At 64.6% G+C, this 23971-nt stretch carries 22 protein-coding genes; 6 read left to right on the plus strand and 16 right to left on the minus strand.

Annotated elements, in window-relative coordinates:
• Positions 1-33: 33 nt before the first annotated feature.
• From LB516_RS04365 to LB516_RS04375, 3 genes are all read right to left on the minus strand, one after another.
• Complete coding sequence (locus tag LB516_RS04365; protein WP_224719009.1) at positions 34-2016, minus strand: FAD-dependent oxidoreductase; 1983 nt, start codon at positions 2014-2016, stop codon at positions 34-36.
• Between the two features lie 73 nt (positions 2017-2089).
• Entirely contained in the window at positions 2090-3739 is a 1650-nt protein-coding gene (locus LB516_RS04370; protein WP_140617119.1) for an ABC transporter substrate-binding protein, read from the minus strand.
• Positions 3740-3783: 44 nt separating this feature from the next.
• Positions 3784-5334 carry a trimethylamine methyltransferase family protein gene (locus LB516_RS04375; protein ID WP_140792055.1) on the minus strand — a complete coding sequence of 517 codons (1551 nt, stop codon included), beginning with the start codon at positions 5332-5334 and terminating at the stop codon, positions 3784-3786.
• 92 nt (positions 5335-5426) lie between these two features.
• Here LB516_RS04375 and LB516_RS04380 point away from each other — a divergent pair, with 92 nt between their 5' ends.
• Together LB516_RS04380 and mutL are read left to right on the plus strand one after the other, a co-directional pair.
• Positions 5427-6329, plus strand: a complete 903-nt coding sequence (locus LB516_RS04380; RefSeq protein WP_015318339.1) for a LysR substrate-binding domain-containing protein — start codon at positions 5427-5429, stop codon at positions 6327-6329.
• 43 nt (positions 6330-6372) lie between these two features.
• The gene (gene mutL, locus LB516_RS04385; protein ID WP_224719010.1) at positions 6373-8262 is read left to right on the plus strand and encodes a DNA mismatch repair endonuclease MutL; all 1890 of its coding nucleotides are present in this window, start codon (positions 6373-6375) and stop codon (positions 8260-8262) included.
• A gap of 20 nt (positions 8263-8282) precedes the next feature.
• Here the strand turns inward: mutL and LB516_RS04390 are convergent, their stop codons facing one another.
• Both LB516_RS04390 and LB516_RS04395 read right to left on the minus strand, forming a co-directional pair.
• Positions 8283-9044 (minus strand): hypothetical protein, encoded by a 762-nt coding sequence (locus tag LB516_RS04390; RefSeq protein WP_224719011.1) that lies wholly within the window; start codon positions 9042-9044, stop codon positions 8283-8285.
• A gap of 133 nt (positions 9045-9177) precedes the next feature.
• On the minus strand, positions 9178-10071 hold the full coding sequence (locus tag LB516_RS04395; protein ID WP_224719012.1) for a DMT family transporter: 894 nt from the start codon (positions 10069-10071) through the stop codon (positions 9178-9180).
• A 90-nt stretch (positions 10072-10161) separates the two neighbouring features.
• Between LB516_RS04395 and LB516_RS04400 the strand changes: the two genes are divergently transcribed.
• Complete coding sequence (locus LB516_RS04400; RefSeq protein ID WP_140717657.1) at positions 10162-11088, plus strand: LysR substrate-binding domain-containing protein; 927 nt, start codon at positions 10162-10164, stop codon at positions 11086-11088.
• Between the two features lie 59 nt (positions 11089-11147).
• Here the strand turns inward: LB516_RS04400 and LB516_RS04405 are convergent, their stop codons facing one another.
• Positions 11148-11750, minus strand: a complete 603-nt coding sequence (locus tag LB516_RS04405) for a hypothetical protein (protein ID WP_224682376.1) — start codon at positions 11748-11750, stop codon at positions 11148-11150.
• Between the two features lie 114 nt (positions 11751-11864).
• On the opposite strand from LB516_RS04405, the gene LB516_RS04410 reads away from it, so the two are divergent.
• Positions 11865-12098 (plus strand): DUF2093 domain-containing protein, encoded by a 234-nt coding sequence (locus tag LB516_RS04410; RefSeq protein WP_140617125.1) that lies wholly within the window; start codon positions 11865-11867, stop codon positions 12096-12098.
• A gap of 96 nt (positions 12099-12194) precedes the next feature.
• Here LB516_RS04410 and lpxK read toward each other — a convergent pair whose 3' ends face one another.
• The 6 genes from lpxK to LB516_RS04440 all read right to left on the minus strand — a co-directional run bounded on the left by lpxK (position 12195) and on the right by LB516_RS04440 (position 17788).
• The gene (gene lpxK, locus LB516_RS04415; protein ID WP_224719013.1) at positions 12195-13220 is read right to left on the minus strand and encodes a tetraacyldisaccharide 4'-kinase; all 1026 of its coding nucleotides are present in this window, start codon (positions 13218-13220) and stop codon (positions 12195-12197) included.
• A 1-nt stretch (position 13221) separates the two neighbouring features.
• Positions 13222-14538 (minus strand): lipid IV(A) 3-deoxy-D-manno-octulosonic acid transferase, encoded by a 1317-nt coding sequence (gene waaA, locus LB516_RS04420; protein WP_015318346.1) that lies wholly within the window; start codon positions 14536-14538, stop codon positions 13222-13224.
• Entirely contained in the window at positions 14535-15326 is a 792-nt protein-coding gene (locus tag LB516_RS04425; protein ID WP_140617128.1) for a lysophospholipid acyltransferase family protein, read from the minus strand. The genes waaA and LB516_RS04425 overlap by 4 nt, the downstream gene beginning before the upstream one ends.
• Before the next feature lie 5 nt (positions 15327-15331).
• Positions 15332-15577, minus strand: coding sequence for a DUF4170 domain-containing protein (locus LB516_RS04430; RefSeq protein WP_015318348.1), 246 nt, complete (start codon positions 15575-15577; stop codon positions 15332-15334).
• Between the two features lie 77 nt (positions 15578-15654).
• Positions 15655-16458 carry a 3'(2'),5'-bisphosphate nucleotidase CysQ gene (locus LB516_RS04435; RefSeq protein WP_015318349.1) on the minus strand — a complete coding sequence of 268 codons (804 nt, stop codon included), beginning with the start codon at positions 16456-16458 and terminating at the stop codon, positions 15655-15657.
• Positions 16445-17788, minus strand: coding sequence for a TldD/PmbA family protein (locus tag LB516_RS04440; RefSeq protein WP_224719014.1), 1344 nt, complete (start codon positions 17786-17788; stop codon positions 16445-16447). Before LB516_RS04440 ends, LB516_RS04435 begins: the two co-directional genes overlap by 14 nt.
• Before the next feature lie 175 nt (positions 17789-17963).
• Here LB516_RS04440 and LB516_RS04445 point away from each other — a divergent pair, with 175 nt between their 5' ends.
• Entirely contained in the window at positions 17964-18380 is a 417-nt protein-coding gene (locus LB516_RS04445) for a VOC family protein (protein ID WP_015318351.1), read from the plus strand.
• Positions 18381-18404: 24 nt separating this feature from the next.
• Here LB516_RS04445 and epmA read toward each other — a convergent pair whose 3' ends face one another.
• Positions 18405-19451: an EF-P lysine aminoacylase EpmA gene (epmA, locus tag LB516_RS04450; RefSeq protein ID WP_140824533.1), complete on the minus strand. Its 1047-nt coding sequence runs from the start codon at positions 19449-19451 to the stop codon at positions 18405-18407.
• 114 nt (positions 19452-19565) lie between these two features.
• Between epmA and efp the strand changes: the two genes are divergently transcribed.
• Positions 19566-20135 (plus strand): elongation factor P, encoded by a 570-nt coding sequence (gene efp, locus LB516_RS04455; RefSeq protein ID WP_015318353.1) that lies wholly within the window; start codon positions 19566-19568, stop codon positions 20133-20135.
• Between the two features lie 84 nt (positions 20136-20219).
• Here the strand turns inward: efp and LB516_RS04460 are convergent, their stop codons facing one another.
• Genes LB516_RS04460 through LB516_RS04470 form a run of 3 tightly spaced genes read right to left on the minus strand, consistent with a single transcriptional unit; the run spans position 20220 to position 23877 of the window.
• Positions 20220-21092, minus strand: a complete 873-nt coding sequence (locus tag LB516_RS04460; RefSeq protein ID WP_140617132.1) for a patatin-like phospholipase family protein — start codon at positions 21090-21092, stop codon at positions 20220-20222.
• Positions 21089-22486: a M16 family metallopeptidase gene (locus LB516_RS04465; RefSeq protein WP_224719015.1), complete on the minus strand. Its 1398-nt coding sequence runs from the start codon at positions 22484-22486 to the stop codon at positions 21089-21091. Before LB516_RS04465 ends, LB516_RS04460 begins: the two co-directional genes overlap by 4 nt.
• 2 nt (positions 22487-22488) lie before the next feature.
• Positions 22489-23877 carry a M16 family metallopeptidase gene (locus tag LB516_RS04470; RefSeq protein ID WP_224719016.1) on the minus strand — a complete coding sequence of 463 codons (1389 nt, stop codon included), beginning with the start codon at positions 23875-23877 and terminating at the stop codon, positions 22489-22491.
• Between the last annotated feature and the right edge of the window lie 94 nt (positions 23878-23971).

Below are 23971 nucleotides of genomic sequence, written 5' to 3' on the forward strand. Positions count from 1 at the left end.
ATGCCTTGCCTGGCATGGCGCCTTTCGCGATGGTCAAAGACCAAGCGCCACCTTGCGCCCGTCATGAATGGCAAATGCCGCCTGTCTGGAGGCGGTACAGTCGCCGATGGAGGTATGCGCAATTCCGCGCCTTTCGAGCTCGATGGACAGGCTGTCCTGCGTCATGCTGGTGGCGGCGAATACCAAAGCGTCGGCCTCGACCTGCTGCTCGGTCCGGTCGAGCAGCGAAGCGATCCTGGCCACCCTGCCGTCCCAATGAACGACGGCGCTCTCGGTCACAAACCGCACCTTCAGCTTGGCGAGTGCCCGTCGCAGCGGCGCATCGACGGCCATTCGCTGAAGCTCTTTGCCGACCAGGGCGTCCGGTGTCACAAGCGTTACGTTGTGACCATCCTCGGCGAGTTTCCAGGCGGTGCCGCAGCCCTTCCAATTGCCGCCGTCGTCCAGCAAGAGAACATTTTTTCCCGGCCTCGCCTCGCGCGCCATCACCGCTTCGGCCGAGAGCACCGGACCGTCGCCCGGAATGCTCTCCCAATGCGGCAAGGCCCGCTGGAAAGCGCCGTCCGGCGGCATCGAGCCGGTCGCGACGATGACGTGATCGGCGCCCTCGCGCTCGACATCGTCGGCTTCGACATACTGCCCGTAGCGGATATCGACCTGGAGCTGGCCGAGCTGGCGCTCATACCAGTCGATCAGGTCCAGAATCTGGGCACGGCGCGGCTGCAGCCCGGCAAGACGGAACTGCCCCCCAAGGCGGTCGGATGCCTCGGCCAGCATGACGCGATGGCCGCGCTCGGCCGCGGCGCGCGCCGCTTCGAGACCGGCCGGGCCGCCACCGACGACCAGTACGCGCTTCGGCTGGCCGGCCGGAGCGAAGCGGTCGCCGCCCCACTCCCATTCCCGCCCCGCGGAAGGATTGATGACGCAGCTGATCCAGTAGTCACGGCTGCGCCGGCCCCAGCACATCTGGTTGCAGGACAGGCAGCCGCGAATGTCCTGCGGCCGGCCGGCGGCAGCCTTTGCAGCCAGATGCGGATCGGCGATCTGCCCACGCACGATGGAAACGAGATCGGCACGGCCTTCGCTCAGCACGCTCTCGGCGTTCTCGGGCGTGCGGATATGGCTCTCGGCGGTGATCAACGCGTGACGCACGGTGGATTTGAGCACGGACGCCAGGTCGGCACCGAGCTTCTCCGGGTAAACAAAGGTCGGCATGATCTTGTAGAAATCGAAGTAGGAACCCGTTCCGCAAGTGACATAGTCCATCAAGGCATCGCGGTCGTGGAGGTCGATGATCTCGGCCAGCGCTTCGCGCTTCAGCGCCACTTCGACTTCGGGCTCATCATTGATCGCAAGACCGATGATAAAATCATCGCCGCATTCCCGGCGAATCCTGGTCATCACCTCACGGCTCATGCGGGTGCGGTTTTCGAGGCTGCCGCCCCATCGGTCGTCCCGGCGGTTCGACCAAGGTGTCCAGAACTGGTCCAGCATCGAATGGTACGCCGCCCAGACCTCGACGCCGTCGAAGCCGGCCTGGTGGCAACGGCGCGCGGCCTGGGCGAAGCCGTCGATCGTTTCTTCGATCTCGGCTTCGGACATCCGATGCGAGCCGTCGGAATCGTGGTAGCTCGGCAGGCCGGAAGGCGACCAACCGGGGTGAAACGAGTTGTCCGCGTCCGCGTGCTGACCGACATGGTAGAGCTGCTGGATGGCGACGGCGCCGTTGCCGCGGATCGCCTCCGTCACCTTGCGGAAATGCGGGATGACGCGGTCATCGGACGGGCTGAAATTGCCACGGGTAAGCACGGCGGCCTGATGCACGGGCATCGGCTCGACCACGATCATGCCGGCCCCGCCGATGGCGCGTTCGGCGTAGTAGCCGACATGGCGTTCGGTCGGCAGCCCGTTCTCGGCCATGTTCGCCGTATGGGCTCCAAACACGATCCTGTTGCGCAATGTTTTGCCACGCAAGGTGGCCGGCTCGAACAAACGTTTGAAGACCCGGCCGGACATGCAAATTCTTCCCCATCGGCGGCATTGCGCCGGCGCAAGGGAGCGCCGGCGCTGTGTGGCAGAACTTCTGGCGTCAGGCGTCCAGCCAGACGTTCTGGAGGTCCATCTCGAAGGTCTGGTGGACGCCGTAGTTCTTCACCTTCTTGTTCGTGTGGCTGTAGAGCTTCTGCCAGAACGGCTGGATGATGACGCCGGAGTCCTGCAGGATCTGCTCGACATCCTTCATCACCTCCTTGCGCTTGGCGACATCGATCAGCGAGAGCGCCTGCTTGAGCTTGGCGTCGAAGTCGGGGTTGGAATAGGCCGATTCATTCCAGGCCTCGCCGGTGCGATAACCCAGCGCCAGCACCTGGACACCGAGCGGGCGCATGTACCAGATGGTCATCGAATAGGGATATTTCGTCCAGTCGTTCCAGAAGGTCGAGCCCGGCAGCACCGTGCGCTTGACCTTGATGCCGGCGTCACGCAGCTGGCCGGCGATCGCGTCGCCGGTGTTCTTCTGCCAGTCGTCCTCGATGGTGATCAGCTCGTGCTCGAAGTCGGCCTGACCGGCGTCCGCCATCAGCTTCTTGGCGCCGGCGGCGTCGCGCTCCTTCTTGGGCAGGGCATAGTATTCCGGATGGATCGGGCTGACATGGTGGTTCTCGCCGACCGTGCCGCGGCCGTTGTAGCCGAGCTGCAGCACCGCGTTGTTGTCGACCGCCATCTGCAGCGCATTGCGAACGCGCTGATCGTCGTAGGGCTTGTGCGTGATGTTGGTGCGGGCAACCAGCGTGGTGGCGGTCGCGACCTCAGACTTCTGCAGCCCCATCTTGTCGAGAATGTCGATGAAGTCGGCGGGCGACTCGAAATTGAGGTCGATTTCACCGGAATCGAACGCGTTCACCGTGGCGTTGAAATCGGTGCCGTAGTCGATGAATTCGATACCGTCGAGTGGCGCCTCGCCGCCCCACCATTTGCCGTTCTCGCGGCGCTTGACCACCGCCTTCTGGCCGACGTCGTAAGAGACCAACTCAAACGCTCCCGTGCCGATCGGCTTCTTGATCGGGTCGGCGCCATCGGCGTCGAAATTGCGGTGCACGATGAGCGCCGGATAATCGGTGAAATTGGGAATGAGCGAAATATCGGGCTCGCTGAGCTTCAGCTTGACCGTGTTGTCGTCGACCTTGGTGATGGCGCCGTCCCTGGCCTTGCCGGTCTTGGCATCGATCAGCGCACCGACGCGGGCCGCCATCGAGTTGCCGGCGACGCCCTTCTCGCACCAGCGCGTCACATTGTGCACCACGTCATCGGCGCTGAAGGCATCGCCATTGTTCCAGGTGACGCCCTTGCGCACATGCAGCGTGTATTCGGTGGCGTCGTCGTTGATGTCCCAGCTTTCGAGCAGCACCGGCTCGAAGGTGAATTGCCTGGTGTAGCGCACCAGCGGCTCCAGCCAGCAACGCGAGATATTGGCCAGTTCCACCCAATCGTAAGTGCGCGGATCCTTCTGCGCTTTCACCGCCATCGAGACGTGCAGCGTCCCGCCCTTCTTCGGTTCCTCGGCCACAGCTTGCGTCGGCGCGGCGAGGCCGATCATGCCATAGGCAAATGCCGTCGACGCACCAAGCGCGCTAGCCAGCGCCAGGAACTCGCGCCGGTCCATGCGACCCGCCTTCGCTTCCGCCGCCATCGCTTCGATAGCGGGCGGCACACGATCGCCGTTGCTTCTGAAAATCGTCATGTCATTCTCCCCTTGTTGTTCCCGTGAGGTCTTTGCCTGCTTTTTCAACTAACGCTGTCAGGCAGTTTTTCCTCGCGCCGCGCGATCAAATCCTTGAGACCGTCGGCAATGCCCTCGTCGAGTTTCGGCTCCTCATAGTCGGCAAGCATGTTGCGCGCCTTCTCGCGGCCGCGCGTGTCGTGGTCCTTCGCCCCTTCCGCCTTCCATTGTTCGTAGGAGTTGAAGTCCATGATGCTCGGCATGAAGAAAGCCTTCTCGAAATGCTCGAGCGTGTGCTGGGTGCCGAGGAAATGGCCCTGCGGCCCGACCTCGCGGATCGCCGCCATCGCTTCCTTGAAATCGTCGAAAGGCAGGCCGCCGGCATATTTGTACCAGCCGACAAGCTGTTCGCAGTCGGTGGCGAATTTCGAGTAACCGCAGGTGAGACCCGCTTCCAGCCATCCGGCCGAATGCCAGATGTAGTTGGCGCCAGCGAGGATGGCTGCATGCATCAGCATGTTCGCCTCATAGCCAGCCTGGGCATCGTTGAGCTTCGAGCCGACATGAAAGCCCGACGTGCGCCACGGCAGTTTGTATTTCCGCGCCAGCGCGCCCATCAGATACATCATCTGCGCGGCCTCCGGCGTCCCGCCCATCGGCGCGCCGGTCTTCATGTCGACCGTGACCATGAACTGGCCGTAGATCTGGGGCGAACCGGGACGGATGAGCTGGGTCAGGGCCACGCCGGCGAGCGCCTCCGCATTGACCTGCGCCACCGCGCCGACGGCCGACGCCGCGGTCGAGGCGCCGCAGAGCGCGAACGGCGCCAGGATCAGCGGCTGATTGTGGCTTGCATAGACCCGCATCGCATCGATCATGGTGGCATCCCAGACCAGCGGCGAATTGCAGTTGGTGATCGCCACCAGCACGGGGTTTTCGCGGACGAACTCCTCGCCGAAGACGATTGCAGCCATCGCCATCGTGTCCTCGGCGCGCTCCTTGGACGTCACGATGCCCATGAACGGCTTGTCGGAATGTTTCAACGCCGAATGGATGATGTGCAGATGCCGCTTCGGCACGGCGATTTCCATCGGCTCGCAGATGACCGAACTCGAGGAATGCAGCGCCGGCGCCATGTAGGCGAGCTTGTGGAAATTGTTGAGGTCGGCAAGCGTGCCGTAGCGCCTGTTGTTGTCGAGGTCGCGTATGTAGGGCGCGCCATACATCGGCACGAAGATCGAGTTCTTGCCGCCAACGCGGACCGTGCGCTCGGGATTGCGCGCATGGAGCGTGAATTCGGATGGAACTTTCGAGACGAGCTCCATCAGCAGCGCGCGGTCGATACGCACGCGCGTCTCCCTGACATCCGCGCCAGCCGCCTTCCAGAGCTCGATGGCTCCGTCGTCGCGGAATTCGCAGCCCACTTCTTCGAGTATCTTGAGCGACTCCTCGTGGATCAGTTCCACCGCCTCATCGGGAACGATCTCATAGACCGGAATCTGGCGCACCAGGGTCGGGAACGAGGCAATCGGCGCGCTCCTCATCGCCTTGCGCCCGAGGCGGCCACCACCACGGCGATGGGTTTGCTCGGTCAATTCAGCGGCCGGTGCGTTCATGGAGCCTCCATCCCTTCGATCCCGGTCAACTTAGCGAGGTGAAATTCGACTGTGACGCTGGAAAATCCTGATCTCTTGTATAAGCTGAGCTTATGCGAAGCCTGCGCCACCTCCTGCCCTCCGCCGGCAGCCTGATCGTCTTCGAGGCAGCCGGTCGGCTGTCGAGTTTCACCGCCGCCGGGCGCGAGCTCGGCATGACGCAGGCCGCGGTTTCCTATGCCGTGCGCGGGTTGGAGGAACAGCTTGGCGCCACGCTGTTCCAGCGCCGCCACCGCCAGGTCAGCCTGACCGAGGCCGGCGAGCGCTTCCATGCCGACGTCTCGCTCGGTCTTTCCCACATCCGCAAGTCGGCGGAGGACCTTCGCCTGCAGGCGACTGGCGGCCATGTGACGCTGGCCGCCTCGACGGCCTTCGGCTCGTTCTGGATGATGCCGCGCCTGCAGCGGTTCCGCGACGAACTGCCGGGCATCGATCTGCGCATCCAGACCGGCGACCGAGATCTCGACATCATCGCCGAAGGCATTCCGCTTGCCGTGCGCGGAGGCGTGCCACGCGACTGGCCGGACTACCACTCGCTAGCGCTCTCCGACGAAGAGATCTTTCCGGTCGCGGGTCCCAGTTATCTGACGAAATTCGGCCGGCCCGAGACCGTCGAGCAACTGGCGACACACCGCCTCATTCATCTGGAAGAGCCCTATCGCGAGGCCCCGAACTGGGACGAATGGTTCCAATCGGCCGGAGCCAGTCTCCGCAATGCGGAGCGTGGCTTGCGCATCAATGACTATGCGATTGTGATCCAGGCGGTCATGGAGGGGCAAGGCATCGCGCTCGGCTGGCGCCACCTTGTCGAGCGGCTGCTGTCGACCGGGCTGCTGGTGCCGGTGACGGACCACATCATGAAGACGGGCACCGCGTTCTACGTCATCTGGCCGAAGAACCGCGAGCTCAGCGACAATGCGCGCAAGGTCAGGGATTGGCTTCTGGCGCAGGCGTAAAGTGGCCTCGCGCGCGCCCACCGAATCCGTGTAAGATCAGAGCATGCCCATCCGCCAGCTTTCCGAAACGATGATCAACCAGATCGCCGCCGGCGAAGTCATCGAGCGTCCGGCGAGCGTGGTCAAGGAACTGGTCGAGAATGCGCTCGATGCCGGGGCCAGCAAGGTAGAAGTCGTCACATCGGGCGGCGGGCTGAACCTGATCCGCGTCACCGATGACGGCTTCGGCATTCCTGAACGGGAACTGGCGCTGGCCATCGCACGCCACTGCACCTCCAAGCTCACCGAGGATATCAACGACATTCGTTCGCTCGGCTTTCGCGGCGAAGCGCTGCCATCGATCGGCTCGGTGTCGCGGCTGTCGATCCGCTCGCGCACGGCCTCTAGCGACAGCGCCGCAGAGATCGGCATCGAGGGCGGCCGCGTCCTGCCAATCAAGCCGGCGGCGGCCAATCGCGGCACCACGGTCGAGGTGCGCGACCTGTTCTTCGCCACGCCGGCACGGCTGAAATTCATGAAGGGCGAACGCGCCGAAAGCTCGGCCATCAGCGACATCGTCAAGCGCATCGCCATCGCCTTCCCCATGGTGCGTTTCACGCTGGCCGGTTCCGACCGCACGACGCTGGAACTGCCGGCTACCGATGACAGCGCGGACGGCAGCCTGCGCCGGGTCGCGCAGGTGATGGGCGCCGACTTTCCCGACAATTCCATTGCCATCGATGCGATGCGCGAAGGCGTGCACCTGACCGGCCATGTGTCGATCCCCTCCTTCACCCGCGCCAACGCATTGCAGCAATATGCCTATGTCAACGGCCGCCCGGTGCGCGACAAGCTGATCGCCGGAGCGATCCGTGGCGCCTTCGCCGACGTCCTGCCGCGCGACCGCCATGCGGTGACGGTCCTGTTTCTTTCGCTCGATCCGGCCATCGTCGACGTCAACGTCCACCCGGCCAAAGCCGATGTCCGCTTCCGCGATCCGGGCCTCGTGCGCGGGTTGATTGTCGGCGCGATCCGGCAGGCGTTGGCCGATGCCGGCATCCGCTCGGCCACCACCGGCGCCGCCGGCATGATGGCAGCGTTTCGGCCGGGCAGCCCGTCCTATGCACATCCCGGCCCGGCCAATGGCCATCGCAGCTACGACGCGGCCTATCGCGCTTCAGGCGCCGCCGGCTTCGATCCCGCGCGCTCGCCGCAGCGGCCGCTCGACATGCAATTCGACAGCCCGGGCTTTGAACGCACCGGCGCAAGACAGGGCGGATTTGGCGAAAATGAGCAAGCCGCGTTCGATGCCGGCCCGCTTGCCAGCGCCGATGCGCGCGCCGGGCAGAGCGAGGCGGCGGAGACGCTGCTCGGCGCGGTGCTGGGGGCCGCGCGCGCGCAGGTGCATGAGAACTATATCGTCGCCCAGACCAGGGATTCGCTCATCATCGTGGACCAGCACGCGGCCCATGAGCGGCTGGTTTACGAGGCGCTGAAGAACGCGCTGCACGCGCGGCCGGTGCCGTCACAGATGCTGCTTCTGCCCGAGATTATCGACCTGCCGGAGGAGGACGCCGAGCGGCTGGCCGTGCATTCCGAAACGCTCGCCCGCTTCGGCCTCGGCATCGAGCGTTTCGGACCGGGTGCGGTCGCCGTGCGCGAGACGCCGTCGATGCTCGGCGAGACCAACGTCCAGCAATTGGTCCGCGACCTTGCCGACGAGATTGCCGACAACGATACGGTCGAGACGCTCAAGGAACGGCTGGACAAGATCGCCGCCACCATGGCCTGCCATGGCTCGGTGCGCTCCGGGCGGCTGCTCAAGGCCGAGGAGATGAACGCTCTGCTGCGCCAGATGGAGGCGACGCCGGGTTCCGGTACCTGCAACCATGGCCGCCCGACCTACATCGAGCTCAAGCTGGCCGACATCGAGCGGCTGTTCGGGCGGCGGTGAACCGGCTGCACGGCCAGCCCTCATTTCCTCCGCTGATATTTCCTTGTCCGTGAATTGAAGACGTAATCGACCGCGGTTCCGGCGCCACCGCCTCGAAAATTCACGGAAATGACGTCCTTGCCTCGCTCCACCCATTTCTCGACGTTCATATAGATGGTCGTCATCAGCATGCCGGCACTGCACACGTCATCATCGGCGAAGGTAATTTCCTGGACAACCTTGCGGCTGCTCTTTTTGATGACACGCATTTTTTCCATGCAGAGGCCGGCGCTGGTATTCGTGTAAATTCCCGAAAACCTGTCGGTGGCTGTCTGCGCCCAGAAGGAAATCTCGACGGTGCCGTCGATCTTCGCCTCGCCGGTGTCATCCAGGCTCGCTATTTTCTTGAGGGTGACGGGATATCTATCCGTGCCCTTGCTCCAGCTTCCGGTCACAGCGTATCCATTGAGGTCGAGGGAGAATGGGCAGCTTGTGGTATCCACAGCGGGTCTCGGCCCCTGCACAATTATCCGATAGAATTCCTTGTCGTCTGAAATCTCGCAAAGCACGAACTTGGTGCCGGTGACCGTGCCATACAGCGCAATCGGGCTCTGCTTCGCGTCGTAGAAGTAGCTTCCATCGACCTTTGGCGCGCTGCCTAAGCTATCATATGTCTGTATGGAGAAATGGATGGGAGACGGCCCGAGGAAACCCTCGTAGTTTTCCACGTGGTACCAACCCGCGACGGCTTTCGCGTTAAGCAGCAACAAGCAAACGACCGTTGAGATAAAACGTCTTCCCATCCCGACCTCGCAGCGCCCGCGACGACCATCCGCCAAGACCGAGTGACAGTTGCCTTGCCTTGCGGCAGCCGTCAACTGGCGATGAAATCGGTGGTTCCCGACACGAGTCAGGGAAAGATCGCAAGCTTTTGAATTAGCGTTTCAAATTCACCACGATGACACCGCCGAGCGCCAGCGCGCCGCCGAGCATGCCGAGCAGCGTCGGCACCTCGCCCAGCCAGAAGAAGCCGATCAGGGCCGACATCGGCGAGACCAGATAGAGGAAGTTCGAGGCACGCGCCGCCGGCAGGCGCGACAGCGCGGTTGCCCACGCCGCATAGGCAATCAGGCTCGGCACGATGCCGAGATAGATGACGGCGCCGAGGCCGGCAGTGTTGGCGACAGCGGCCTGTTGCAGAGCGGTGGGCAGGAAGGGCGCCAGGCAGAGCGCGCCGAGCACCATGTTGGACGCCGCGATCGTTAGCGGATGATGACGGGCAAACAGCGGCTTCTGGACGATGGTGTTGACGGCCGAGCAGAGGGCCGAGCCAAGTACCAGCAGCGCGCCGGCATTGAAATGAAGGCCACGCCCGTCGGCGACGGCGATGATGCCGATGCCGGCGAAGGAGATGACCGTGCCGATCCAGGCCAGGCCGGAGAAGCGCTCGCCGAGCAGCGCCATTGCCATGATGGCGGTAAAGATGGGACTGACATTGATGATGAAGCCCGCCGCTCCGGCCGAGACCGTCAGTTCGCCAAAATTGAGCATCGCCGTGTAGAGCGCGACGAAAATGGCGCCGCCAAAGGCGAAGCGCCAGAGATCGCCAATCCTGGGCAGAGCCGGACGCTTGACGGCAAGGAAGATCGCCGCCGGCACGGCGGCGATGGCAAAGCGCAGGGCGCCAAGCTCCAGCGGCTGAAAGGCGGCGAGCCCGGCCCGGATCGCCGGGAAGGCGGAGGCCCAGCCGATCACCGTCAGCGCCACGGCAATGGCGGCCGTGGTGTCCATCCGCTGTGTCGAATTCAACGTGCCTGTCGTCATGCTCATCCCAGTGCCTCGGATTCTTCAGGTCTCGGGAGCAGGAAACGCCTTTCCAGGTCAATTGACAAACGACCAAATCGAGGGTCACCTGTGAGCATGGATCACAGCTCGAACAGTATGCTGCCCTTGGAGACGTTGCGCGCTTTCGACGCGGCGGCGCGCACGGGGAGCTTCTCGGCCGCCGCCGAAAAACTCAACCTCACACATGGCGCGGTCAGCCGGCAGGTCGCCAAACTCGAGGACTGGCTTGGCCTGAAGGTTTTCGAGCGCGGCGCGCGCGGCGTGACGCTGACCAACGAAGGCAATCGACTGCATCTCAGGACCACCGAAGCCTTCGCGCTGATCTCGGTCAATTCCGACCGGTGGGTGGAGCCGCGCGGCACCGCGGTGGTGCGCCTGGCCTCCATTCCTTCGGTGAGCGGCCTGTGGCTGATGCCGCGCATGGCGGCGCTGGAGAACGATCCCACCCGCCTGCGCATCGTGCTCGATGTCGACAACCGCCAGGCCGATCTCGCCGACGAAGGCATCGATCTGTCGGTGCGCTGCGGTCGCGGCCGCATCCCGGGCCGTGTCTCGGTGCAACTGTTCGAAGAATATCTCTTCCCGATCGCCTCGCCGGGCCTCGCACGGGAGATCGGCAGCGGCGATCCAGCCCGGCTGCTCAAATTCCCGCTGATCAACGATTCCGACGCTTCGGGCTGGCGCGCCTGGTTGGCCGCGCAGGACATGGACTACCGGCCGCGCCCGCAAGACCGTCGTTTCGAGGATTACAATCTGGTGCTCGATGCAGCGGCTCATGGCCTCGGCATCGCGCTGGCGCGGCCGCCGCTCACCGAGCACCAGATACAGTCCGGCCGCCTCGTCGCCGTTGACGATCGCACCGTGCTCAATCCCGTTTCCTACTGGCTGGATCGTCCGGTGGGCCGGCCGCGCGCGGCCGCCGCGGATCTCGCCAGGCGCATTGCCGAACAGGCCGGACTTGCTTCGGCAAGGCTGGAAGCTTTCCTGCAGGATGACGATTAGGCGCTGACGCATCTCGGAGAATGCGTGACGGCCTCTATCGGAAATCGCGTGATACTCGCTTAACGGAACAGCAAAAGCACGATCGTGGTGGTTGCGGCCGAGACGATGGCCGTCACGATCGATATCGTCCACAGCGACGACGGAACTGGCTCGGATCGGGGAGCATGGCCCGCTGGACGGATGGAGGCGCCGCGCGGTTGCGGCGCGTTGGCATTGGCCGCGACCAGCACCGCGGCCGAAGCGACGGCCGGCGAGAATGTGGATAGGGCCGGCGGCGCGGCGAGTTTGGGGGTGCTGTCGTTGGCCGTTATCCGCGGCGGAGCGAAGTCGCGCGAAGCCTGATCGGTGTCCGTCCCTGCCCCACCCGTCGAGGCCCGTGCCAATGCATGGTGGGTGGCGGCGTCAGGTTCCATGACGGCCCGGTAGGCATCCTCGATCTCGGGGGAGGACAGGCGTTGTGAGGTTTGACCGGCCGGCCGCGGTAGCGAGCCTTGCAGCGCCTGGGCAGCGAACTGCGCCGATTGCACCATCGCGGGCGCCGCCGGCTGGACGAGCGCCTTGACCAGAGCCGCGGTCGCGGGATCGGCCCTGGGCGAAGGCACCGGCCCGGGAATGAGCGCTTCTTTCAGCAAAGACGTCATACTGGCATTGGCGATGTCCATGGCGCTTCCTGACAACCATTGTGCCATACCGCAATATTATATGAGCATTGCGCCAAGCTTGACCTTGCCCACGATTTATGGCGATTGAATCCCGATGAACTCAAGTACCGTTGCATGATGAACCGTTTCGAAGGCCCGGGCGGCAAGGAAGCCCGCATCCGCTATCTCGATGGCGATTTCCAGGTCACCAGCCCGGGCTCGTTCGTGCGCTGCGCGGTGACGGGCGAAAACATCCCGTTGGACGAGCTGAAATACTGGAGCGTCGCCAGGCAGGAGCCTTACGTGAACGCCATCGCATCGCTGCGCCGCGAAATCGAGGTGCATCCGGAGTTGCGCAAACGGAGTTAGAGCGGCTCAGCGTTTGATAGAATCTGACCCGCTCTCCTTCATTGTTTTACGCAATTCCGGACTGAAGACCGCCACGCACTTTTTCTTGGAATAGCTTCAGTTCCTCAGCTTGCGCTGCCGCCAGGCATCGAGCGTTTCCTCGATGATGCGTTCGGGCACGTGATCAAGCTCGAACACAGTGTCGATTTCCAGCACGTCGAGACGGTCGAGAAAGTCCTGCGGGGCGCCGTGACGGAGCCGGGCGGCGTCCTTGGCGGTGGTGATCAGGCCAAGGCCTTCGGCGCGTGCCGTCGCGGCCAGTTCGGCAAGCTCGTCCTCGGCGTAGAAGTGATGGTCCGGAAAGGGCCTGGACAGGACCACTTCGCCGCCGGCGTCACGCACCGTGTCGAAGAACTTTTCGGGATGACCGATGCCGGCAAAGGCCAGGAACCGCTTTCCGGCAAACCCGGCCGTGCTGCTCGGCTCCGTGTGGGCCTCGAAGATCGGCCGGCCGGCACGCGCGGCTCGGCGGACCACGGCGTCGGCGGCCGTGCCCTCGCCCATCTTCAGCAGCCCGCTGGTGAAAACCAGCTGGTCGACGATCTTGGCCCTGAGTGGACCGCCCGGGATGACGCGGCCATTGCCGATCCCGTAGCGGGCATCGACCACGACCAGCGCATAATCGATGTGGATGCGCGCGCTCTGAAAGCCGTCGTCCATGATCAGGAAATCGCAACCGTGTTTTTCCAGCAGCAGCCGGGCGCCGGCGGCACGGTTCGGCGTCACCGCAACCGGGGCATGTTCGGCCAGCAGCAGCGGTTCGTCGCCGACATGCCTGGCGCTGTCATGGCTGACATCGACGACATGCGGCTCGGCGAAGGAACCGCCGTGGCCGCGCGACAGGAACCCGGGCTTCAGATGCATGCGCTTGGCCTGTTGGGCGAGCGCGATCGCCACCGGCGTCTTGCCGGTGCCGCCGACGGTGAAATTGCCGATACACAGAACCGGCGCCTGGATCTTCTCGCGCCGGGCCCGCCGCATGCCGCGATCGGCAACCAGCGCGTAGACAGCCGACAGCGGCGACAGCGCCAGGACCTTCCAGTCCGGCTCTTCCCACCAGAATGGCGGTGCTTCGGAGGCCATTCTAACGCCCGTTGGCGCCCTTCAGGCGCGCCTTGACCACCAGCGGCTGGATATAGGGTTCGAGCGATTTGAGCGTGCGTGCCAGTGCGCCGCGCATCTCTTCGACAGTCGCGATCCCCGCCGCCATCATCTCGTGGCGCGCCACTTCGTTGGTCAGGAGGAAATTGACGGCGCCGGCCAGCATGTCGCGGTCGCGCACCAGCTTGGCGCCGCCGCTGTCGAGCAGGCGCTGATAGGCCTCGCGAAAATTCTGCACGTTGCGCCCGGCGAGAACGGCGGTGTCGAGCATGGCCGGCTCAAGCGGATTCTGGCCGCCTTCGGAGGTCAGCGAGCGGCCGACGAAAGCGATTTCGGTCAACCGGAGATACAAGCCCATTTCGCCGATCGTATCGCCAAGCAAGATATCGGTATCGGCCCCGATACGGTCGCCCTTGCTGCGCCGCGCGACTTTAAGGCCCATGCCGGAAATCTGCGCGGCAAGGGCTTCGGCCCGATCGGGATGGCGCGGAACGACGATCGTCAAAAGGCCGTGGTGACGCCTGTGCAGCGTCGCGTGAACTTCCGCGGCGACCACTTCCTCGCCATCATGGGTCGAGATCGCCGCCCAGGTCGGCCGATCGCCGATCTGCCGCTGCAATGTGCCAAGCGCTCGCAAGTCGACCGGCGGCGGGTTGGTGTCGACCTTGAGATTGCCCGACACCGTGACCGGCCGGGCGCCGAGCGCCCGAAAACGCTCGCCGTCGACGTCGGACTGGGCAACGACATGGGCCAGATTCTCGAACAGGGCCTCGGCGATGTTGGCCCGCTTCTTCCAAGACATGAAGGAGCGATCGGAGAGCCGGCCATTGACCAGCACCTGCGGCACGTGGCGGGCACCAAGTTCGAGGATGGTCATCGGCCATATCTCGGATTCGGCGATGATCGCCAGATCGGGTTTCCAGTGATCGAGGAAGCGGCTGACCGCCGGCTTCAGATCGAGTGGCACATATTGGTGAATGATGCGGTCGCCGAGCCGCTCGTCGACGACCTGGGCCGAGGTGACCGTACCGGTCGTCAGCACGATGTTGACGCCATAGTCGAGGATGCTTTCGACAAGCGGCACGACGGCCAAGGTCTCGCCGACGCTCGCGGCATGGATCCAAATCACCGGGCCCTCGGGGCGCGGCCGTCCGGCGACGCCGTAGCGCTCGCGCCGGCGATTGCGGTCTTCCTTGCCGCGCGAGGTGCGCCAGGCGACATAAGGCCCGACCAGCGGATAGGCTGCCGCGCCGGCAAAACGGTATGCCGACAACATGGTGCGGGCCCAGCGGCCGCTCACCGCGGAGCATCCACGAGGCGGTAGGCCTCGGCGGTCGCGGCATTGAGGGCGGTGGTGATTTCCTGGCGCTTGCGCTCCATTTCGGCGTCATCGGCATCCGCCGCCACGAAGATCGGCGTGCCGATGGTCACGGCGGAGCGGCCGAAGGGCAGGTTGATAGTGGTCTTGTCCCAGCTCTTTTCCAGCACCTTGCGGCGGCTGGTGGCGATGGCGACGGGCAGCAGCGGCCGGCCGGAGAGGCGAGCCAGGAGAACGATACCGAGCCCTGCATCGCGCGGGGTACCATGGGGAATGTCTGCGATCATGGCGACGTTCTTGCCTGATGTGAGCGACTTTTTGAGGGCGATGAGCGCCTTGGCCCCGCCCTTGTCGAGATGCCTGGCATTGTCGCGCCCGCCCGAACCGCGCACCGCCTCGATGCCGAATTTCTCCAGCATCAGGGCGTTGAGCTCGGCATCGGCGCTACGCGACACCATGGCAACCAGCGGCTTGCGCTTGGGGTAATAGGCCGGCGTCAAAAGATGCTGGCCGTGCCACAGAGCAATGATCCCCGGCTCGAACTCGGCATAGGCGCCGCCCGAAAAGCGCGCCGATCCGGCGACCAGGGGGCTGGTCGCGCGAACCAGCCGCACGAACTGCGCGAGCAGGCTGGCAATGGCGTTCTTGACGAATCGCGACTGCGCGAGCGGTTCGCGAATCCTGCGCCAGAAGGCCTTGGTCGTACGGCTGCGGCCCCTGCCCGTGGGCGCGGCCTCGCCGGCTGGCTCTTTCGCCAGATCATGCTCCATCGAAGTCAACCGGCGGCCTTGCTATCGGGATCCAGCAGACGGTGCAGATGAACGACGAAATAACGCATATGGGCATTGTCCACGCTGGCCTGCGCCTTGGCCTTCCACGCCGTGTGCGCGGATTGATAGTCCGGATAGACGCCGACGATGTCGAGCGCATCGAGATCGCGGAACTCGGTGCCGCCAAGTTTCTTCAGTTCGCCGCCGAACACCAGATGCAAAAGCTGTTTCTTTCCGTCTTCCGCGGCCATGTCGGTCCTTCACATATCGTGAGTTTGTGACAGGTCTAGACCAAAGCCGCCGACTTTGGAACCTTCGAAAAACGCTTTCAGCCATCCAGCCCGGCTATGACGTCGACCAGCACGGCCAGCAGTTCGCCGCTGCCGGCCGCGAGCGCACCGTGGCGGGTCACCTCGCCGGCATAGGACGGCGCGTGGCCATGCGGGTCGAGCAGTTGGCCACCTGCCTCGCGCAGGATGAGGTCTGCGGCGGCGATGTCCCAGTCATGCGCGTTCGGCTTGACGAAGGTGCCGTCGAGCGTGCCACTGGCGATCATCGCCAGGCGGTAGGCAAGCGAAGGGCTGTAGGGCGCCCGTTGCAGCCGCTCCTGCCAGCCGGCCGGCATCAGGTCGATCAACTGCTTCAGGCCGGAAATCTCGGGCTTGTCGCCTGGCTTGCGCACCGCAATGCGCTTGCCGTTGCGGAATGCGCCCTGGCCTGGCAGCGCGGAATAGGTCTCGTCCATCGCCGGGCATTCGAGCACGCCGGCGAGCGTGCGGCCATTCTCGACGACGGCGACGCTGACGCACCAGGCGCGCTGGCCTTCAAGGAAGCCGCGCGTACCGTCGATCGGGTCGACAACGAAGGTGCGGCGCGCCGAAAGCCGCGCCGGGTCGTCGGCCGTCTCTTCCGACAGCCAGCCATAATCCGGCCGTGCCGCAAGCAACGTCTGGCGCAGATACGCATCGGCGGCATGATCGGCTTCGCTGACCGGCGAGGTGCCGCCCTTCATCCAGACCTGCGGATTATTGCCGAAGTAGCGCATGGCGATGAGACCCGCCTCGCGGGCGGCGTCGCGCAGCAGCGGCAGGTCCAGATCGGCACCGGCGGTGGTCAGCTCATGCTCCGGCAAGGGTCATGCCTTCGATCAGGAGCGTCGGGGCGGCGGTGCCGAAATTGCGATCAAGGTCATTCGCGGGCATCATGTTGAGGAACATCGTCTTCAGGTTCGAGGCGATGGTGACTTCGGCGACCGGATAGGCAAGCGCCCCATTTTCGATCCAGAAGCCCGAAGCGCCGCGGCTGTATTCGCCGGTGAGCATGTCTACGCCCTGGCCAAACACTTCGGTGACGTAGAAGCCGCTCTTGAGCGAGCCGATCAGGTCTTCCGGCGACCTTTCGCCTGGCTCGATGGCAAGATTGGTGGAAGACGGTGAGACGGAGGAGCCGCCGCGCGTGCCGCGCCCGTTGGTGACGAGGCCGAGCTCCCGGGCCGCCGATGTCGACAGGAACCAGTGATTGAGGACGCCCTTTTCGATCATCAGGAGTTTCTCGCCCTCGACGCCTTCGCCATCGAACGGGCGCGAGGCCTGGCCACGGCGCCGCAGCGGCTCGTCGGTGACGGTGATGGCGGACGCGGCCACCTGCTTGCCCATCATGTCGCGCAGGAACGAGGTTTTTCGCGCGACGGAAGCGCCGTTGATGGCCCCGGCGATATGGCCGGCAATGCCGCGCGCGACGCGCGGGTCGAACACCACGTCGACCGACCCGGTCGCCGCCTTGCGCGCGCCAAGGCGACGCACGGCCCGTTCGCCGGCCCGGCGGCCGATATCCTCGGCCGCGTCGAGATCGGCAAAATGCTGGCGCGAGGAGAATTCGTAGTCGCGTTCCATGCCGGTGCCCTCGCCGGCGATCACGCTGGCCGAGCGCGAAAAGCGCGAGGCGACATACTGGCCGAGAAAACCGTGCGAGGTGGCCAGAACCAGCCCGCCCAGCCCGGCGCTGGCATTGCTGCCGGCCGAATTGGTTACGCCGTTGACGGCGAGAGCCGCCGCCTCGGCCCCAAGGGCCGCCTCCTTCAACTGGTCCGCCGACACTTCGGTTGCATCGAACAGGTCCAGATCGCGCGTCTGTCTGGCGAGCAGCGCGGGGTCGGCAAGACCCTGGTAGGGATCCTCGGGGGACACTTTGGCCATGGCGACGGCGCGCTCGGCAAGGGCCTTCGGGTCGGACGCTGCGGTGGCCGATACACTGGCCACACGCTGGCCGACGAACACCCGCAGCGAAACGTCGTCGCCCTCGGACGCCTCTGTGTTTTCGACCTTGCCAAGCCGCACCGAAACAGCGGTCGAGCGGCCACGCACCGCGACGGCGTCCGCGGCATCGGCGCCAGCGCGTTTGGCGGCCTCGACCAGGGCCGCGACACGGTCCGTCAATTTCGCGGCGTCGAGCTTGTCGGTCATGCACTTGATCCTGTTTTCTTCAGCCTGTCCGGAAGGCAGGTGCTGCCGCACCATCTATTGTTCCACTGCCGCTTGTGCAATGGCCGAAGGGCAATCAGGATGTTGCGACCAAATCGCCATCGAAGCGCCCGCAAAGAGCGGACGTCGCGGTTTTTGCCTAACTGGAGCCTTCGCCATGACGCCTTTCCATCTTGCCTTTCCAGTCCGTGATCTCGATGAAACCCGAACTTTCTATGGCGAGGTGCTGGGCTGTGCGATCGGCCGCTCGTCGGCGACCTGGGTCGATTTCGACCTCTACGGCCACCAGATGTCGGCGCATTTGCGGCCGCAGGCCGCGCGAGCTGCAAGCGACGGCAAGGTCGACGGCATTTTGGTGCCGATCCCGCATTTCGGCGCTGTGCTCTTGATGGACGACTGGCAGCGCCTGGCGACGCGGCTGGAAGCGCGCGACGACATAGACTGGCTGGAGCGGCCGATGGTCCGCTTCAAGGGCGAGCCCGGCGAACAAGCGACATTGTTTATCCGGGATCCCTCGGGCAATGCCTTGGAATTCAAGGGCTTTCGCTCGCTGGAGCAGGTATTCGCGCATTGAGATCAAAGGGGCGGCAGCCCGTCTTCAAGATGCCGGGACCGGAGTCCAGATCACGTCCTCGATCTTCTGCGCGCCGGTCGCCAGCATCACCAGCCGATCGAAGCCGAGCGCGATGCCGCTGGCCTGCGGCATGATGGCCAACGCGGCGAGGAAGTCCTCGTCCAGCGGGTAGCGCTCACCATAAACGCGCTCTTTCTCGTCCATCTCGATGACGAAGCGCCGGCGTTGCTCGGCCGCGTCGGTCAGTTCGCCAAAGCCGTTGGCGAGCTCGACGCCGCAGCAATAGAGCTCGAAGCGTTCGGCGACGCGCGGATCCCTCGGGCTCGGCCGCGCCAGTGCCGCCTCGGCGACCGGGTACTCGCAAAGAATGGTCGCGCGGCCGAGGCCGAGATTGGGTTCGATCTTTTCCACCATCACGCGGCTGAACAAATCGGCCCAGCTGTCGTCAGGCGCGGTGCGCAGACCGGCCTGGATCAGAGCGGCATGCAGCGCGTCCCGGTCCGTGCCGCCATCGGGCGCGACCGTGGCCAGCAGATCGATCCCGGCGTGGCGGCTGAAGGCGTCCGCCACGGTCAGCCGCTCCGGTTCGGAAAACGGATCGCAGTCGCGGCCCCTGAAAGAGAAGTGCGTGGCCCCTGCCCGTGTCGCGGCCAGCGCCAGCAGATCGGCGCAGTCGCGCATCAGGCTTTCATAGGTCTCGCCCACCCGATACCATTCGAGCATGGTGAATTCGGGATGATGCAAGGGACCGCGCTCGCGGTTGCGGTAGACGGCCCCCAGGCTGAAAATGCGCTGCTCCCCCGCCGCAAGCAGTTTCTTGCAGGCGAATTCCGGCGAGGTGTGGAGATAAAGCGGCGAGCGGGCGCCATCCGGCCCGACCGCTTCGGTGGCGAAGGCCGCCAGATGCGCCTCGTTGCCGGGCGAGACCTGCAGCGCCGCCGTCTCCACCTCAATGAAGTCGTTGCGGGCGAACCAGTCGCGCAAGGCAGCCGTCATCCCGTTGCGCAGCATCAAGCGCGGACGGCGGTCGGCATGGACATGCGGCGTCCACCAGGGCGACGCGGCGGTCATCAGCGCGCTTCGGTTCGCCGAGGGGGCTGGCGGTTCGCGCCAAGATGCGCTAGGCCCCCATCCAGCGCCGCGCAAGCCGGCAAACGCCAGTCAACTCTCGCAGGATTTAAAACCGTGGTGAAAGTCATCGCCAGTTCGCTCCGCAAAGGCAATGTCGTCGACAAGGACGGCAAGCTTTATGTGATCCTCTTCGCCGAAAACATCCACCCCGGCAAGGGCACGCCCGTGACGCAGCTCGATATGCGCCGCATCGGCGACGGGGTGAAGGTGTCGGAGCGCTACCGCACCACCGAACAGGTGGAGCGCGCCTATGTCGAGGAGCGCGAGCACACCTTCCTTTACGCCGATGGCGAAGGCTATCACTTCATGAACCCGGAAACCTACGACCAGGTGGCGGTGTCTGAAGCCGTGGTCGGCGACGCGGCGCCCTATCTGAAGGAGGGCATGCCGGTGCAGGTGTCACAGTTCAACGGCATCGCGATCGCCCTGGTGCTGCCGCAGCGTGCCACCTTCGAAGTGGTCGAGACCGAGCCGACGACCAAGGGCCAGACGGCATCGTCTTCCTACAAGCCGGCCGTGCTTTCCAACGGTGTGCGCACCACCGTGCCGCCGCACATTGCGCCTGGCACCCGCGTCGTGGTGATGACTGCGGACGGATCCTATGTGGAGCGGGCGAAGGACTGAGCGAAGCGGAGGCATTGTTGCCGCCTCGGCATTGATGCCCCGCCGACACGGCACAAAGTAGCCTCGCAGTCTCGCTGACCGCGATCACGACCTGGCTGGTGTTCTTGTCCTTTTTGCTTCGACCTTGGCGGAACGCCGTTCAATTGCGACCTCCACCTCCCGCTTCAGCCGATCCTTGATTTCAACCGTCTCGCTCATCAGGGCCTCGATCTTCAGGAAATCGAGGACGCGGTATTTCGATACCGCTGGGCGGACCAGTATGTCAGGCTGGCACTGTTTCAGCTTGTTGGCGATGATCGACTGCATCATCAATTGCGTGGCGCCGAACATCAGGTCGACGGAGGTCGGCTGCTTGCGGTCGGCCTCTTCCGGCGCGCCAACCACGTCGACGCCGATGATGATATCGGCATCCTTCTCGATCAGGTCGAAGGGCACGGGGTTGTAGATGCCGCCGTCGATCAGCAGCCTGCCGTCGCGCGTCACCGGACGGAAGACGGCAGGAATAGCGGCAGAGGCCGCAAGGGCGGAATGCAGGTCGCCATCGTCGAACACGGCGAGCTTGTGGCCGAAATAGTCGGTTGCTGTCACCTTCAGCGGGATTTTCAATCCGGCGAAGGATTCGGGAATAGCCTCGGGCAGAAACGCCTTCAGGATGCGCTCGACATTGAACTGGCTGACGCGGATGCCATTTTGCATGGCTTCCGCGATCGTGCCCGGCCGCGCCCGCCACATGCGGCTCGCCACCTCGGCGCGGCGGCCGAGGATCGAGCGGGCATAGTCGTGGATATCCTTGCCGGTCATGCCCGAGGCCATGCCGGCGCCCATGATGGCGCCGATCGACGAGCCGGCTATCGCCACCGGCTTGATGCCGAGCTCGTCCAGCGCCTCGATGACATGGATATGCGCCAGACCGCGCGCGCCGCCACCGCCGAACGCTATGCCGAAAGTGGGGCTCATCCCTTGCCGGCTCCCGCCAGCGGCGGCCCGACCACCATGATGGTCGGCTCGGTCGTCAGCAGCTTCTTCGCCGCCGCCTTGACCTGATCAATCGTCACCGCGTTGATATAGCCTGCCCGGCGCTGCATATAGTCGATGCCGAGATCGTCAATCTGCAGCTCGACAAGCGTGGCGGCGATGGAACTCGACGAATCCAGATTGCTGATCGCATAGGCGCCGATCAGATATTTCTTGGTCGCCGCCAGTTCGGCTTCGGTCGGGCCATCCTCGGCCAGGCGCTTGGCGACGTCGCGCACGATGGCGAGCGTCTCGGCCGCGCGATCCGAGCGCGTCCCAGTGGTGACGATCAGCGCATTGGCATGGTCCTGGTTGACCAGCGAGGAATTGACGCTGTAGGCGAGCCCGCGCTTTTCGCGCACCTCCTGGAACAGGCGCGAGGTGAAAGTTCCGCCGCCGAGGATCTCGTTCATCAGCACCGCCGGGAAGAAATCCGAGGCCTTGCGCTTCACACCCGGCCAGGCGAGCTGCAGCGATGTCTGCGGCAGGTCGTAATTCACCTCGATATGCTGCGCCAGCTTGGGCTCGACATCGGCTACAGGAGCGAGCGCCTGGTCCCGCGGCAAGTCGCCGAACACCATGTCGAGCTTCTTCTTCAGGGTCTCGGGGTCGATGGCCCCGACCACGGCGACATGCAAGCCGCCGCGCGCGAACACCGCCTTGTGCAGGGCCTCGAGATCGGCCTGCGTGACGGCGGCGATGCTCTGCCTGGTGCCCTGGTCGGAACGCGAATAAGGGTGGTCGCCATAGACGGCGCGCGCCCACCGGTTCTGCGCCACCGTGTCGGGATCGTTCTCGTTGGCGATGATGCCGGACAGGACCTGCGCGCGGATGCGGTCGATCGGCGCCTGGTCGAAGCGCGGCTCATTGACCGCCAGACGCAACAGGTCGAAGGCTTCGTCGCGCTGTTCGGCCAGCATGCGCATGGAACCGTAGATGCCATCGCGGGTCTCGTCGAAGCTCATTTCGGCCCCGGCATCATCGAGCTTGATCTGGAAGGCTTCCGAGTCGAGCGGGCCGGCACCCTCGTCGAACAGGCCGGTCATCAGGTTGGCGAGACCTTCCTTCCCCACCGGATCCTGCGTCGAGCCGCCGCCGAAGACGAAGCGGACGGCGACCACCGGCACGGAATAGTCCTCGACCAGCCAGGCCGTGACGCCTTTCGAGGAGGTAACGGACTGGATCTCCATGGCGCGGGCGGCAAGCGCCGGCAGAACCAAGAAGAGGACGGAGAGGAAGAAGGTTGCGAGGGCGTGGAGGGCCTTCCCTTCTCGCGCGAGGGGAGAAAGGAGAGCCTGGCGGGGAGAGGTCAACGCGCCGCTAAACTGGTTCGTCATCATCAATTCCCCGCCTGTTGCTGCGGCAAGAGATAGCCGGTCGTCGAGCGGGCCAATACCAGATAGCGCGCGGCAACGGCCTTGACCTCGTCAGCGGTGACCTTGCGGATGCGGTCCGGCCATTGCTGCACATCCTGGACGTTGCCGCCGGTGGCAAGCGTCGAGCCATAGATGTTGGCCATGGAATCCTGCTTGTCGCGAGCAAAGATCATCGACCTGACATAGCGGTCCTTGGCTTTTTCGAGCTCGTCCGGGGTGACGCCGTCGCTGGCGATGCGTGCCACTTCCGCATCGACCGCGGCTTCGACGTCGGCCAGCTTGGCGTCACCGCGCGGCGCGCCGTAGACAGTGAAATTGGTGTCGTCGAGCATGGTGCCCTGGAAGTACGCACCGGCGCCGGAAGCAATGCCCTGCTTGACGACAAGGGCTTGGTAAAGCCGGCTGCGGTTGCCGCCGCCGAGAATCTCGGCCAGCAGGTCGAGCGCCTCGGCCTCGCCCGGCTTGGCGGTATGGTAGGATGGCACCACCCATTGCGTCGAGAAACTCGGCACGCTGACGCGAGCATCGGAAAGCGTGACCGTGCGCCTGGTGTTCTGCTCCGGCTCGACCGGGCGGACGCGCGGCGGCAGGTCCGGCCCGCGCGCCACCTTGCCATAGGTCTTCTCGGCCAGCGCCTTCACCGTGTCCGGTTCGACATCGCCGGTCACGATCAGCACGACGTTGTTGGGCCGGTAGTATTTGTTGTAGAACGCCACCGCGTCGGTGCGGTTCAGCTGCTCCATCTCCTGCATCCAGCCGATGACCGGGATGCGATAGGGCTGGTTCTGCCATAGCGTGGCATCGACCTCTTCGTCGAGCACGGCCTGCGGATTGTTGTCGATGCGCGAGCGGCGCTCCTCCAGGATGACATCGCGCTCGGTCTTGATGACGTCATCGGTGAGGATGAGGTTGCGCATGCGGTCGGCTTCGAAGCTCATCATCAGCTCGAGCGCCGACGGTGCCACCGTCTCATGGAATGCGGTGTAGTCGTAGGAGGTGAAGGCGTTGTTGGAGCCGCCAATGTCGGAGACGGCGCGGTCGAACTCGCCGGCCGCGTGGTGGGCCGTGGCCTTGAACATCAGATGCTCGAAGAAATGGGCGATGCCGGATTTGCCCGGCGGCTCGTCGGCGCTGCCGATCTTGTACCAGACCATGTGGGTGACGATCGGCGCGCGGTGATCGGGAATGACGACCACTTCCATGCCGTTGTCGAGCAGGAAGTCCGTGACCTTGAACTCGGCCGGCACTGTGCTTGGCACTACGGGGCCGTCCGCCAGGACGGGGGCGGTCATGAACAATGCCAGCGACGTCGCCAGCAGCGTGGCCCGAAGCCATTCAGTCCTTGATGTCATCGATGGCTCCGGTTTCATGCAGCGACGATAGGCAAGGCGCTGGCGACAAGCAAAGTGAATTGTTGGTCATGTTGCCGGCAAAGGCGGCGGCAAA

Origin of the sequence: Mesorhizobium sp. CO1-1-7, from assembly GCF_020164885.1 — a bacterium.
Classification (GTDB): Bacteria; Pseudomonadota; Alphaproteobacteria; order Rhizobiales; family Rhizobiaceae; genus Mesorhizobium; species Mesorhizobium australicum.

Bases quoted from the DNA above. Each gene is read 5' to 3' on its own strand.
- lpxK (WP_224719013.1), bottom strand. From the start codon at position 13,220: ATGGCCTCCGAAGCACCGCCATTCTGGTGGGAAGAGCCGGACTGGAAG.
- LB516_RS04460 (WP_140617132.1), bottom strand. From the start codon at position 21,092: ATGAGCCCCACTTTCGGCATAGCGTTCGGCGGTGGCGGCGCGCGCGGT.
- LB516_RS04410 (WP_140617125.1), top strand. From the start codon at position 11,865: ATGATGAACCGTTTCGAAGGCCCGGGCGGCAAGGAAGCCCGCATCCGC.
- mutL (WP_224719010.1), top strand. From the start codon at position 6,373: ATGCCCATCCGCCAGCTTTCCGAAACGATGATCAACCAGATCGCCGCC.
- LB516_RS04405 (WP_224682376.1), bottom strand. From the start codon at position 11,750: ATGGACATCGCCAATGCCAGTATGACGTCTTTGCTGAAAGAAGCGCTC.
- LB516_RS04445 (WP_015318351.1), top strand. From the start codon at position 17,964: ATGACGCCTTTCCATCTTGCCTTTCCAGTCCGTGATCTCGATGAAACC.
- LB516_RS04465 (WP_224719015.1), bottom strand. From the start codon at position 22,486: ATGACGAACCAGTTTAGCGGCGCGTTGACCTCTCCCCGCCAGGCTCTC.
- LB516_RS04425 (WP_140617128.1), bottom strand. From the start codon at position 15,326: ATGGAGCATGATCTGGCGAAAGAGCCAGCCGGCGAGGCCGCGCCCACG.
- LB516_RS04370 (WP_140617119.1), bottom strand. From the start codon at position 3,739: ATGACGATTTTCAGAAGCAACGGCGATCGTGTGCCGCCCGCTATCGAA.
- LB516_RS04400 (WP_140717657.1), top strand. From the start codon at position 10,162: ATGGATCACAGCTCGAACAGTATGCTGCCCTTGGAGACGTTGCGCGCT.
- LB516_RS04380 (WP_015318339.1), top strand. From the start codon at position 5,427: ATGCGAAGCCTGCGCCACCTCCTGCCCTCCGCCGGCAGCCTGATCGTC.
- LB516_RS04365 (WP_224719009.1), bottom strand. From the start codon at position 2,016: ATGTCCGGCCGGGTCTTCAAACGTTTGTTCGAGCCGGCCACCTTGCGT.
- LB516_RS04375 (WP_140792055.1), bottom strand. From the start codon at position 5,334: ATGAACGCACCGGCCGCTGAATTGACCGAGCAAACCCATCGCCGTGGT.
- LB516_RS04470 (WP_224719016.1), bottom strand. From the start codon at position 23,877: ATGACATCAAGGACTGAATGGCTTCGGGCCACGCTGCTGGCGACGTCG.
- epmA (WP_140824533.1), bottom strand. From the start codon at position 19,451: ATGACCGCCGCGTCGCCCTGGTGGACGCCGCATGTCCATGCCGACCGC.
- LB516_RS04440 (WP_224719014.1), bottom strand. From the start codon at position 17,788: ATGACCGACAAGCTCGACGCCGCGAAATTGACGGACCGTGTCGCGGCC.
- LB516_RS04395 (WP_224719012.1), bottom strand. From the start codon at position 10,071: ATGAGCATGACGACAGGCACGTTGAATTCGACACAGCGGATGGACACC.
- LB516_RS04390 (WP_224719011.1), bottom strand. From the start codon at position 9,044: ATGGGAAGACGTTTTATCTCAACGGTCGTTTGCTTGTTGCTGCTTAAC.
- LB516_RS04430 (WP_015318348.1), bottom strand. From the start codon at position 15,577: ATGGCCGCGGAAGACGGAAAGAAACAGCTTTTGCATCTGGTGTTCGGC.